Annotated in this window: 9 protein-coding genes; 4 read left to right on the top strand and 5 right to left on the bottom strand. The window is 65.3% G+C overall.

All coding sequences use genetic code 11. The features are described from left to right. The first annotated feature begins 56 nt into the window (after positions 1-56). Positions 57-911: a LysR substrate-binding domain-containing protein gene (locus tag IVB36_RS22155; protein WP_247336146.1), complete on the top strand. Its 855-nt coding sequence runs from the start codon at positions 57-59 to the stop codon at positions 909-911. Positions 912-1058: 147 nt separating this feature from the next. After that, complete coding sequence (locus tag IVB36_RS22150; RefSeq protein ID WP_247392983.1) at positions 1059-2579, top strand: PAS domain-containing sensor histidine kinase; 1521 nt, start codon at positions 1059-1061, stop codon at positions 2577-2579. 8 nt (positions 2580-2587) lie between these two features. On the opposite strand, the gene IVB36_RS22145 is transcribed toward IVB36_RS22150, so the two are convergent. The 4 genes from IVB36_RS22145 to IVB36_RS22130 all read right to left on the bottom strand — a co-directional run bounded on the left by IVB36_RS22145 (position 2588) and on the right by IVB36_RS22130 (position 7183). Further along, positions 2588-2887: an acylphosphatase gene (locus IVB36_RS22145; RefSeq protein ID WP_007603158.1), complete on the bottom strand. Its 300-nt coding sequence runs from the start codon at positions 2885-2887 to the stop codon at positions 2588-2590. Beyond that, on the bottom strand, positions 2884-3750 hold the full coding sequence (locus tag IVB36_RS22140; RefSeq protein ID WP_018455234.1) for an isocitrate lyase/PEP mutase family protein: 867 nt from the start codon (positions 3748-3750) through the stop codon (positions 2884-2886). Before IVB36_RS22140 ends, IVB36_RS22145 begins: the two co-directional genes overlap by 4 nt. A gap of 163 nt (positions 3751-3913) precedes the next feature. After that, positions 3914-5929, bottom strand: coding sequence for an acetyl/propionyl/methylcrotonyl-CoA carboxylase subunit alpha (locus IVB36_RS22135; protein ID WP_085384457.1), 2016 nt, complete (start codon positions 5927-5929; stop codon positions 3914-3916). A 183-nt stretch (positions 5930-6112) separates the two neighbouring features. Further along, positions 6113-7183 carry a putative zinc-binding peptidase gene (locus IVB36_RS22130; RefSeq protein WP_085384458.1) on the bottom strand — a complete coding sequence of 357 codons (1071 nt, stop codon included), beginning with the start codon at positions 7181-7183 and terminating at the stop codon, positions 6113-6115. A 215-nt stretch (positions 7184-7398) separates the two neighbouring features. Here IVB36_RS22130 and IVB36_RS22125 point away from each other — a divergent pair, with 215 nt between their 5' ends. Together IVB36_RS22125 and IVB36_RS22120 are read left to right on the top strand one after the other, a co-directional pair. Beyond that, complete coding sequence (locus IVB36_RS22125) at positions 7399-9876, top strand: PAS domain S-box protein (protein WP_085384459.1); 2478 nt, start codon at positions 7399-7401, stop codon at positions 9874-9876. Positions 9877-10162: 286 nt separating this feature from the next. Then, positions 10163-11413: an arsenic transporter gene (locus IVB36_RS22120; protein ID WP_018455238.1), complete on the top strand. Its 1251-nt coding sequence runs from the start codon at positions 10163-10165 to the stop codon at positions 11411-11413. A 9-nt stretch (positions 11414-11422) separates the two neighbouring features. Here the strand turns inward: IVB36_RS22120 and IVB36_RS22115 are convergent, their stop codons facing one another. Further along, the gene (locus tag IVB36_RS22115) at positions 11423-12787 is read right to left on the bottom strand and encodes an MFS transporter (RefSeq protein ID WP_085351341.1); all 1365 of its coding nucleotides are present in this window, start codon (positions 12785-12787) and stop codon (positions 11423-11425) included. Positions 12788-12805: the final 18 nt, after the last annotated feature.

The following is a 12805-nucleotide window of genomic DNA, read 5'->3' as shown; positions in this document are numbered from 1 at the left end:
CCGCCCTCGACATCTTGGTATCTTATCTCTGTTGATACCAGTGATAAGAAATCGTAATGATAGCAACGCTCGACATCGCCACCGTCCAGGCCTTCCTGCTGGTCGCCGACCTCCAGAGTTTCACGCGGACCGCCGAAGCGCTCGGCACGACCCAGGCGGCTGTCAGCCTCAAGCTGCAACGGCTGGAGACGCTGCTGGGAAAACGTCTCGTCGAGCGCTCGCCGCGCGCGGTCCGGCTCACGGCAGACGGCGCGACGTTCCTGGAGCGCGCCCGCGCGCTGATCGCGGCGCATGACCGCGCGCTATCGGGCGAGGCCTCGGTCGCGCAGTCGCTCTCGCTCGGCATCTCCGACCATGCTGCGGGGCCGGAGCTGGTACCCCTGCTCGAACGCCTGCATGCGATGTCGTCGAACCTCACGCTTGCCGTCATCATCGGCTTCTCGCGCGAGATGCAGGAGGCCTATGATGCGGGCCGACTGGATGCGGTGATCGTGCGCCAGGAAGGCAGCCGGCGCGGCGGAGAGACGCTGGCCGAGGACGAATTCGGCTGGTTCGCGTCACGACGCTTCACCGTGCCAAAGGGGCAGCCTTTGCCGCTCGCGACGCTCGCCCCGCCCTGCGGCGTCCGCGCCATCGCTGTGCGCGCGCTCGACAAGGCCGGCCTGAAATGGCGTGAGCGCTTCGTCGGCGGAGGCGTCACCGCCGTGGTTGCAGCCGCGCTCGCCGGACTTGCAATCGCGCCGCTGGCGCGACGGATCGCGCCGGCAGGCCTGGTCGACGTCGGCCCCGCCCACAAGCTGCCGAAACTCGGCAGCTCAAAGGTGATGCTCCATTCGAAGGTCAGCGATCCCGCAAAGCTGGCGGCGCTGCGTGCGGTGGCGGCGACGTTCCGTAGCGTGGCGGCGGTCTGACGCGCACGGCTTTCCGGCTCGAATGCGGGCGAGCGTCTGCTGGCTTGCGTCCTGCATACGGACGCGCAATGTTGCCTAAAAATGTTCCAACCTCCGGGAACAATCCGCCACCTACTGCGTTTGCCCCCGTTGAGGCAGGGTCCGGGAATGGTCGAGAAGTCTAGTCAGCAGAGGGATTTGTTCGAAAGCGAACGCAGTTTCCGCCTGTTAGTTGAAGGAGTTGCGGACTACGCACTCTATATGCTGGATCCCACCGGGAGAATCACCAGCTGGAACATTGGCGGCGAGCGCATCAAGGGCTATTCACCCGGGGAGATCCTCGGCCAACACTTTTCCCGGTTCTACACCGAGACCGACCGCGCCAACGGCAAGCCCGCCCGTGCGCTCGGCATCGCGCGGGAAAAGGGCCGCTACGAGGAGGAAGGCTGGCGCGTCCGCAAGGACGGCACCTTCTTCTGGGCCAGCGTCGTGATCGATCCGATCTACGAGGCCGGCGAGCTGGTCGGCTTCGCCAAGATCACGCGCGACATCACCGAGCGGCGCAATACCCAGCTCAAGCTCGAGGCGATGCAGAAGCAGCTCGCCGAATCCCAGAAATTCGACGCGCTCGGCCAGCTCACCGGCGGGGTCGCCCACGATTTCAACAACCTCCTGATGATCATCAGCGGCAGCCTCCACATGCTGAAACGAGGGGCCGACGACGAAGCCAAGCTTCAGCGCGCGATCTCGGCCATCGAAACCGCTACCAGGCGCGGCGCCGCGCTAACCAACCAGCTCCTCACCTTCGCGCGGCGGCAGAGCGTCAATCCGCAGGCGATCGACTTCGCCGACCGCATCGCGGCGATCCGCGAGGTACTCGATGCCGGCGTCGGCAGCTCCGTGCGCCTGGCTTTCGACGTCAGCGACGACGTCTGGCCGATCAGGACCGACGTTTCCGAGCTCGAGACCGCGCTGCTCAACCTTGTCATCAATGCCCGCGACGCGATGCCCGACGGAGGCACGGTGACGATCGCAGCGCGCAATCTCGTGCTCGACGAGGACCCCCTCGTGGGCGAAATCATCGCGATCGACGTCACCGATACCGGCCTCGGCATTCCCTCCGACGTTCTCGACAAGATCTTCGAGCCGTTCTTCACGACCAAGGCGATCGGAAAAGGCACTGGCCTCGGTCTCTCCCAGGTGCACGGCTTCGCCCATCAGGCCGGCGGCACGGTCCGGGTCGCGAGCGCGCTCGGCAAGGGCACGACCTTCACCATCCTGCTGCCGCGCGGAGAAGACGAGCCATCGCGTGAGGCGGCGGGAGAACCGGCGTTCCAAGGCAGCGGCACGGTGCTGCTGGTCGAGGACAATCCGGACGTCGCCGCCGTCAGCATCGGCCTTCTGGAGCAGCTCGGCTATCAGGTGCGCCGGGTCGCGGACGCCGAAGCCGCCTTGAGCGAGATCGAGAAGAACGGCGTCGACTTCGTGTTCTCGGATATCGTCATGCCCGGCAAGATGGACGGGCTCAGCCTCGCCCATCACCTCCGCCAGATCCGCCCCGGCCTGCCGATTCTGCTCGCCACCGGCTACAGCGAAGTCGCCGCAGGCGTGCGCGGCGATTTCCCGATCCTGCGCAAGCCCTACGAGATCCACGAATTGAGCGAAGCGATCGCCAAGCTGCCGCGGTGATTCTTTAGCTACACCGTCGGCAACACCGAAAACGCCTCGCCTGCTCGGCGCAAGTTCAGTTCATCGACGTCGGCCGTCTCGCTGGTGACGCTGTCGACGCGCGAGGACGGCGGGCCGTGGCGGCACAGCGCAACCATGTCCGCGACGTGCTTCGGCGGCCCCGCGAACAGCGCTTCGACGCTGCCGTCACGGCGGTTGCGGACCCAGCCTTCGAGACCGCACGTCGTCGCCTGATACTCGAGCCAGGCCCGGTAGCCTACCCCCTGCACGCGGCCGCGGATCATGACCTGGAGGATCGCCCGGCTCATTGTTTCAGTCCGAGGACATCGGCGCTCCGCGCCTTGACGTCGGCCTCCCGCGTGACGCGGCTGGTCAAGTCCGACGATGGGAGACCTTTGAGATTCTTCGGCGCAGTGCCGTCGCGTAGCGCCTTCTGCGTCTCGTAGACGGCCTGCGTTGCGGCCGCGATCGGCGCGTGGCCCTGAAGCGCGATGCGCACGCGCTGGCCAGCGAGGTATTCGAGCACGTTCAACTCCTCCGGCGCGCCGCCGAGCACGATCGGCAGGCGCGTCGCAGACACGATGGCCTCGAGCTCGGCGCGCGACTTGATGCCGGTGAAGAACAGCGCGTCGACGCCGGTAGCCTCATAAGCTCTGGCGCGGCGGATCGCATCCTCGATCGAGGTGATCGAGGCCGCACCGGTGCGGCCCATGATGACGAGCGAGGGGTCGCCGCGGCCGTCGAGTGCCGCCTTCATCTTGCCGACGCCCTCCTCGAGCGAGATCAGCTGCGTCTTCGCTTCGCCGAAGCCAGCCGGCAGCAGCGTGTCCTCGATGGTGAGGCCGGCGGCGCCCGCCGTTTCCAGCTCCTGCACCGTGCGACGCACGTTGAGCGCGTTGCCATAGCCGTGATCGGCATCGACCAACACCGGAAGCGCTGCAGCACGCGACATCCGCCGCATCTGCTCGGCAAGTTCCGTGAGCGTGATCAGCGTGATGTCGGGGTCGCCGAGCACCGCGAGCGAAGCCACCGAGCCGCCGAACATGCCGAGCGGGAAACCGAGATCCTCGGCGATGCGGATCGAGATAGCGTCGTAGACCGAGCCGGGATGGACGCACGTCCCGCCCGACAGGATCGATCGCAGTTTTTCGCGGCGGGAACGAAAGGCCATGGTGATGTCTCGGTTAGGTCACGGAGGCCGCAGCATACTCCGTCATTGCGAGCGAAGCGAAGCAATCCAGAAATGCATCCGCAGAGACAGACTGGATTGCTTCGTCGCGGAGCCTGTCATCGGGCCGCGCTTCGCGCGGACCCGGTGGCTCCTCGCAATGACGTTACGCAAACTCCAAAATCAGCGCATCCACCGCGAGCGTCGCGCCGGCGCTGGCGTGGATCTTCTTCACCGTGCCGTCCTGCTCGGCGCGCAGAACGTTCTGCATCTTCATGGCTTCGACCACCGCGAGCGTCTCGCCGGCCTTGACCTCCTGCCCTTCGGTCACCGCGATCGAGACCACGAGACCGGGCATCGGACAAAGCAGCTTCTTGCCGGTGTCGGCAGCCGTGGTCACCGGCATCAGCCGCGCCGAGGCAGCTTCCGCTTCGGTCCAGACATAGACCGGCACCTCGACGCCCTGATGCGCGAGGCGGATACCGTTCGCGATCGGGCGCACCTGCACCGCGACGACATGCCCGTCGATGCTGCCCTGCCAGACAGGATCGCCCGGCTTCCACGGCGACAGCAACAGATGCGCATTGCCGGTCTTGCCGTCAGCATTGACGAAACGCACCGCGACCGCCTCGCCCTCGCGCGCGATCTCCAGCAGGATCTCCTGGCGGTCGAGCCAGACCGCACGGCGACGCTCGCGCTGCACGATGCGGCCGCCCATCTGCCCCGAGATCTGCCGCTTGCGCTCGCCGAGCACGTGATCGATGGCGGCGCCGACCGCAGCGAGCCGCCGTGCGACCTCGCCTTCAGGCACGCGCACGGCAAAGCCCTTGGGGAATTCCTCGGCGATGAAGCCGGTGGAGAGCCGGCCTTCGCGCCAGCGCGGATGATGCATCAGCGCCGACAGGAACGGGATGTTGTGGCGGATACCGTCCACATAGAACGAGTCCAGCGCAGTGGCCTGCGCCTCGATCGCGGCGGCGCGCGACGGCGCGTGGGTGACGAGCTTGGCGATCATCGGATCGTAATGGATCGAGATCTCGCCGCCCTCCTGCACGCCGGTGTCGTTGCGCACGGTGATACCGTCCTGGCTCGCTTCCGCCGGCGGACGGTATTTCACCAGACGCCCGATCGAGGGCAGGAAGTTGCGGAACGGGTCCTCCGCGTAGAGGCGCGACTCCACTGCCCAGCCGGTCAGCGTGACGTCCTTCTGCGCAATGGCGAGCTTCTCGCCGGCGGCGACGCGGAGCATCTGCTCGACGAGGTCGACGCCCGTGACGAGCTCGGTGACAGGATGCTCGACCTGGAGGCGCGTGTTCATCTCCAGGAAGTAGAAGCTCTTGTCCTGCCCCGCGACGAACTCGACGGTGCCGGCGGAGTCGTAATTCACCGCCTTGGCGAGTGCGACCGCCTGCTCGCCCATCTTGCGGCGGGTGGCTTCGTCGAGCAGCGGCGACGGCGCTTCCTCGATGACCTTCTGGTTGCGGCGCTGGATCGAGCATTCGCGCTCGCCGAGATAGATCACGTTGCCGTGCTTGTCGCCGAGCAGCTGGATCTCGATATGGCGGGGATCTACGATAAACTTCTCGATGAAGACCCGGTCGTCACCGAACGAGGCCTTGGCCTCCGCCTTGGCGAGGTTGAACCCTTCGGCGACCTCGGAGGTCGAATGCGCGATGCGCATGCCCTTGCCGCCGCCGCCGGCGGAGGCCTTGATCATCACGGGATAGCCGATCTCGTCAGCGATCTTGACCGCGTGCGTAGCGTCCTCGATGACGCCGAGATAGCCGGGCACGGTCGAGACTTTTGCCTTCGCGGCAGCCCTTTTGGATTCGATCTTGTCGCCCATCGCCGCGATCGCGCCCGGGTTGGGGCCGATGAAGACGATGCCGGCCGCCTCCAGCGCGCGCGGAAACGCCTCGCGCTCGGACAGGAAGCCGTAACCGGGATGCACGGCCTCGGCGCCGGTCTTGCGGCAGGCCTCCACGATCTTCTCGATCACCAGATAACTCTCGGCCGCAGCCGGCGGGCCGATCAGCACGGCCTCGTCGGCCATCTCGACATGGAGAGCGTCGCGGTCGGCCTCGGAATAGACCGCGACCGTCTGAACTCCCATGCGGCGAGCGGTCTTGATGACCCGGCAGGCGATTTCGCCGCGATTGGCGATCAGAATGCGTTTGAACATGCTTTTCTTGAGTCTCGACCTTGGGCGGGACCCTTCCCTGGCCGTTGGAGCCTATGGGAGGGGCCGTGTGGCTCCCGTGGTACATCAAAATAGGCTGGAGGCAACGGTCAAAATCCGGCCCCTCTGGCGTACCAGCGCAAGACCGAAGCAAGACCGAAACGGGCCTGACAGGCCCCGGACGGCCTACGGCTTCCCGGCCTTGCCCACGTTCCGGACCACGCCGTGAATGAAGCCGAGCTTGTCGACAACGACCGGCGAGAGGATGAACGGATAGAGATCGCGCATGCCCATGGCGCGGTTGACGCTGTTCATGGCGAAGGTGAAGGGCAGCCATGCGTTGACGATGGCCTCGACGTCCCTCGCTTCGTACGGGTTGAAGCGGATGCGCGCCGTCAACTCCCCGTCGCGGTCCACCTTGGGCCGCACCTCCATGCCGAACTCGCTAGCCATCTCCAGAGTGTCGACGATGTGAAGATAGTGCGCCCAGGTCTCGGCGAAATCTTCCCAGGGATGCGTGGTCGCGTAGGCAGAAACGTAGTTCTGCTGCCAGTCCGGCGGGGCGCCTTCGGCATAGTGGCGCTGCAAGGCCTGACCGTAATCGGCGGAATCGTCGCCGAACACGGCGCGGCATTCGTCCAGCATGCCGCCGTCGCGCACCAGCACGTCCCAGAAATAGTGCCCGACCTCGTGGCGGAAATGCCCGAGCAGCGTCCGGTAGGGCTCGCCCATCTCCAGCCTGCGCCGCTCGCGCTCGATGTCGTCGGCCTCGGTCAGCGCGATCGTGATCAGGCCGTTGTCGTGGCCGGTCAGGACCTTCTGCCCGCTCTGCGGATCGTCGGCGAGGAAATTGAAGATCAGGCCATGTTCGGGATTGTCCTGCCGGGTCTGGAGCGGCAGCTTCCAGCGGATCAGGGAATAGAACAGCCGGTGCTTCGCCATCTCCAGCTCGCGCCAGCCGGCGAGTTGCGCCTGATCCGACAGATCCGGCACGACGCCGTTATGCCGGCAGGCGCGGCAATAGCCGGTGGTATCACCTGCATCCGTCAGCCAGTTGCAGGAATCATATTCGGCATTACGGCACGGCATGCGTCCGCTGCCCTTGTCGGCGAGCGTGGCCCAGACCTCTCCGTCGGGCTCGATCGCCGACATCGTCTCCTTCTCCGGCAGGAACGCGACCCGATGGCCGCAGCGTTCACAGGTGCGGTTCTCGAAATAGAGGACGTTGCCGCAGGCCTGGCAGACAAAAAGCTTCAAGATTTAGCCTCTTCGGAAAGGGAGCTTTTGGGAATGACAGTTGTGGCGCCTCGCGGATACGCGCGCGGCGGGCTCATCGTTCCAATGTTCGGAACAAATAGCCAGACTTGGCGTTCGCTCATGCCCACCATACTGCATCCGGCGACGCCTTTCTTTCCATATTCCCTCTGAGCAATGGCCATCGCGCTACGTCTGTGTGAATATCGGTCCGCCACGTGCGCTCTCGCATCACAACGGCCAACGCCTTGAACGATCCTTTGCCCGAGACCATCGCCGCCGAAAAGCTGCGCCAGCACCTGGAAGATGTTGCGCGCGAGCGCGACAACGCCTATCGCGCGCTCCAGGAGCGCGAAGCCGAACTTGCGCGCATCCAGCGCATCGGCAAGGTCGGCGGTCTCGAAGTCGATTTCCGCGAAGGCTTCAAGAACCGCCGTTCGCCGGAATATCTGATGCTTCACGGCCTGCCGCCGGAAGCTGCCGACGAGTCGCACGAGGACTGGATCAATCGCATTCATCCCGGCGACCGGGACGCTACGGTGAAGCACTTCATCGAAGCGCTGTCCGGCACCAGTGAGGACTATACCGCAGAATACCGCATCATCCGCCCCAGCGACGGCGAGACCCGCTGGATCCGCGTCGTCGCCAAGATCGAGCGGGACGGTGGCGGCCGCGCCCTTCGCCTCGTCGGCGCCCATATCGACGTCACCGACCAGATGCTGGTGCGTGAGACCCTGCGCGAGAGCGAAGAGCGCTTCCGGCTGATCGCCGACAGCGCTCCGGTGCCGATCTGGGTCACCAAACTCGACCGCACACGGTCCTTCGCCAACCAGGCCTATGTCGATTTCGTCGGCCTGCCCTACGACCAGGCCATTGCCTTCGACTGGCGCAAGGTGCTGCATCCGGACGACCTGCCCCACGTGCTACAGCAATCCGTTCAGGGCGAAGCATCACTCAAACCGTTCGTGCTGGAAGCCCGCTACAAGAACGCCGCCGGCGAATGGCGCTGGCTGCGTTCGGAATCGCAGCCGCGCTGGGACCCGACCGGCAGGCATATCGGCTTTATCGGCGTTGCCCATGACATCACCGTGGCCAAGCAGGCCGAGATCGAGCTCCGGCAGCTCAACGAGACGCTGGAAGAACGCATCGCCGAGCGCACCGCCGAGCTCGAATCCAACGAGGCGCGGCTGCGCGCGATCCTGGAGACCAGCAACCAATATCAGGGCCTCGTCAATCTCAGGGGCGAGCTGCTTTACGCCAACACGACCGTGCTCGACGCCATCAAGGCGAGCCCTGCGGACGTGATCGGAAAGCCCTTGTGGCAGACGCCCTGGTTCAGCACGACGGACGGCATGAGCGTGCGGGTGCGCGAGGCCTTCGACACCGTGCTCAAGGGCGAAGCCGTGCGGCTGGAGATGCGCCTGCGCCTTCCCATCGGCGAGCGCGATTTCGAGTTCGGCATGCGCCCGGTGCTCGACCGCCACGGCAACATCACCGGCGCGGTGCCCGAGGCTGTCGACATCACCGAGCGCCGCCGCGGCGAGGAAGCGTTGCGGCAATCGCAGAAGATGGAGGCGATCGGCCAGCTCACTGGCGGCGTCGCGCACGACTTCAACAATCTGCTCACCATCATCCGCTCGGCCACCGATTTCCTGCGCCGCCGCGAGCTGCCGGAGGAGCGCCGTCGCCGCTATGTCGATGCTATCTCGGACACCGTCGAGCGTGCCTCCAAGCTGACCGCCCAGCTGCTGGCGTTTGCGCGCCGGCAGCCGCTGAAACCGCAGATCTTCAACGTCGGCAGCCAGGTTGAAGGCGTGGCGCAACTGGTCCGGCCGCTGGTCGGCGGCCGCATCGAAATTGCGGTGGAGGTTCACGATGGCGACTGCTTCACGGTCGCCGATATCGCGCAATTCGAGACCGCGCTAATCAACCTCGCCATCAACGCCCGCGACGCCATGGACGGCGAAGGCCGTCTCACCATAGCGGTCCGGAAAGTTCAGGGAATCCCCGACCTCCGCACGCAACCGGCGCGCGGCGGCGACTATGTCGCGATCTCCGTTGCCGACACCGGCAGCGGCATCGCGCCCGAAAACATCGAAGCCATCTTCGAGCCGTTCTTCACCACCAAGGAGGTCGGCAAGGGCACCGGCCTCGGCCTGAGCCAGGCCTTCGGCTTCGCAAAGCAGTCCGAGGGCGACATTGCCGTGACGAGCACCCATGGTGAAGGCGCGACCTTCACCATCTATCTGCCGCGGGCGCACAGCCCCGCGACAGATCAGGAAGCCGCGGCGCTGACCTATGAGGCCGCGGCCACCGGGCGCGGCTATCGCGTGCTCGTGGTGGAAGACGACGACGAGGTCGGCCGGTTCTCCACCGAGCTGCTGGAAGACCTCGGCTATGTCGTCCGCCGCGCCGCCAACGCCAATGCGGCGCTCGCCATTCTCGGCGAGAACGAGTTCGCCGTCGATCTCGTTTTCTCCGACGTCATCATGCCCGGCATGAACGGCGTCGAGCTCGCCGGCATCATCCGCGAACGCTATCCGGGCCTGCCCGTCGTGCTCACCTCTGGTTACAGCAACGTTCTCGCCGAGAACGCCGATCGCGGTTTCGAGCTGATCCAGAAGCCGTATTCGGTCGAAGCGCTGTCGCGCATCTTGCGCAAGGCAATCACGGCAAAGCCGTCGATGGCGCGATGAGTGTTATGGTCGCACGAAGCTGCCACAAACTCCGTAGTTGCGAGCGCAGCGAAACAATCCAAAATCTTTCCGCGGAAACAGTCTGGATTGCTTCGTCGCTGCGCTCCTCGCAATGACGGCGCTATCGCGCCGCTCCAACCCAACGGGCTTTTGAACAACATTGTGGACTGAAACTCGGGCCGAGACGCGGCAATCGCAGATAGCCGTCCGCGCTCGCGGGGGGAAGACATCGACATCGGCTTCCGCTATCGCTGCCGAATGAACCGACACATCTCAAGGATCGAACGTGCCGTCTAACGCCATCTGGGCCTGGAGCATCATCGTCGTCGCGACCGCAGGCGTCATCATCCGGCCCTTTCGCCTGCCGGAGGCGATCTGGGCCATCATCGGCGCCAGTGCGCTCGTGCTGTTCGGTCTGCTGCCCTGGCGGGATGCGCTCACCGGCATCGAGAAAGGCGTGGATGTCTATCTTTTCCTGATCGGCATGATGCTGATCGCCGAGCTGGCGCGGCTCGAAGGCCTGTTCGACTATCTCGCAGCGCTCGCCGTGGAACATGCCGGCGGCTCGCCGCAGCGGCTGTTCCTGCTGATCTACATTGTCGGCACGCTCGTCACCGTCCTGCTCTCGAACGACGCCACCGCGATCGTGCTGACCCCCGCCGTCTATGCCGCGACGCGTGCGGCCGGCGCCAAGCCGCTGCCTTATCTCTTCGTCTGCGCCTTCATCGCCAATGCCGCGAGCTTCGTGCTGCCGATCTCCAACCCCGCCAATCTCGTCGTGTTCGGCGCCCACATGCCTGCGCTCACCGAATGGCTGCGGCTGTTCGCCCTGCCCTCGGCGGCCTCGATCCTGCTGACTTATGTCGTGCTGCGCCTGACCCAGCACCGCGCCCTGAAGGAAGAGACGATCGCGCGCAGAGTGCCGCATCCCAAGCTCGGCCGCGGCGGCAAGCTGACGGCGATCGGCATCGTGGCGATCGGCGTCGTGCTGGTCACGGCCTCCGCGTTGGACAAGCAATTGGGCCTGCCGACCTTCGTTTGCGGCGTGGTGACAGCCGCAATCGTGCTGCTGCTCAACCGGCAATCGCCGCTCCCCGTGCTGCGCGGCGTCTCCTGGAGCGTGCTGCCGCTGGTCGGCGGATTGTTCGTGATGGTGGAAGCGCTGATCAAGACCGGCGTGATCGGGCAGCTCAGCGCGCTGCTGCATGAAGCTGTCGGACAATCCGTGACGAAGGCGGCCTGGAGCGTCGGCATCGCCACCGCGGTCGCCGACAACATCGCCAATAATCTTCCCGTCGGTCTCGTTGCCGGCTCGGTCGCCGCCAGCGATCACTTGCCCGCGCCGGTCGTGAGCGCCATCCTGATCGGCGTCGATCTCGGTCCCAATCTGTCGGTGACCGGTTCGCTCGCCACCATCCTGTGGCTGGTGGCGCTGCGGCGGGAGAAGATCGAAGTCGGCGCCTGGCCGTTCCTCAAGCTCGGACTGCTCGTGACGCCGCCGGCCCTAATCGCGGCCCTGGCGGCCGCGATCAGGTAACTTGCGAGATCAGTCGTTCTCGTAGCCGTAGACTTCCGGCAGGATGAAGATTGCGGCAAGCAATCCGATCAGCGGGAAGATCGCGACGAACAGCGTGGCATTCGCCTGCCCAATCGCCGCGAACAACGACGGGAACAGGAAGATCGCGAGGAACGACGGCAGCTTCACGAACATGTAGGCGAAGCCGCTGGCGGTGCCGCGATATTTCGGCTTGGCGACCATGGTCGGGATCGTCATGCAGTTGGAGGCATCCCAATAATGGCCCCACAGCATCGCGGCAGCCGCGAACGGCAGCAGGATCTTGTTGTCGGTGTAGAGCGCGAAGGCCGCGACCAGCAGCGAGACCAGCACGATCGAGAAGCCCGCGATCGAGATGCCGCGGTGGCCGATTTTCGGGGTCAGCAGCGGACCGACCCAGCCCGACACGGCAGCGAAGGAGAACAGCGCCATCGTCACCAGATTGATGCCGAGCACGCTCGACACGCCGACCATCACGAAGAGCACCGGCAGGTAGAACGCGAAGGTCGAGAACTCGCTGGCCTGCGCGAAGCAGGCGATCCAGCCGTAGATCGTGGCGCGCCAGCGGATCGGATCCTTCTTGAGGTCGGCGAGGAAGTCGCGGGTGGACACCTTGGGCACCTCCACGTCATGGTCCGGCAGCATGGCGAGGTCGTCGTTGAACATCTCGCGCGCGACCTGCTTGGCCTCGCGGTAGCGTCCCTTCTGCACCAGCCAGACCGCCGTCTCCGGCACGTCGTGCCGCATGATCAGGATGATCAGCGCCGGCAGCGCGCCGAGGCCGAGCGTCACCCGCCATAGCGTTTCGTGGTTGATGTCGAGCAGCAGGAAGATCACGATGACGCCGATCGTCAGGACCTCACCGACCGCGAACATGAATTGCCAGCGGTTGCCCATGACTTCGCGCTCACCCTTGGCCATGGATTCCATGATGTAGGTGTAGCCGGTCGAGATGTCCGAACCGAGCGGAACGCCGAGCAAGAAGCGGATCACGACGAGCCAGAACACATTGGGCACGAAGGCCTGCGCCAGCGCCAGCACGATGAACAGCACCATCGTCACCAGGAACATGACGCGGCGGCCGATCTTGTCGGAGAGCCAGCCGCCGAGCAGCGCACCGATCAGGGCGCCGCCTTGCGTACCGGCCGCGGCCAGGCCCAGCATCAGCGGATCGGGATTGAACTGCTCCTTGATGAAGATCAGCACGAAGGCGATCGAATAGAGATCCCAGGCTTCGACCAGGATCGAGGCCATCATCAGCCAGCCGACCTTGTTGCCCTTGGGACTGTAGTTCGTGATGAGGTAGCGGACCGCGGCTTCGCTCGCGGTCGGTTGTGGCATCGCCATCGTCGACATCTTTGGTCCTCTCTTCAA

Origin of the sequence: Bradyrhizobium sp. 35 (assembly GCF_023073215.1) — a bacterium.
In the GTDB taxonomy this organism is placed as follows: Bacteria; Pseudomonadota; Alphaproteobacteria; order Rhizobiales; family Xanthobacteraceae; genus Bradyrhizobium; species Bradyrhizobium canariense_D.
Note: the sequence above shows the minus strand (reverse complement) of the source record. Positions and strands in the feature narration are given on the sequence as shown.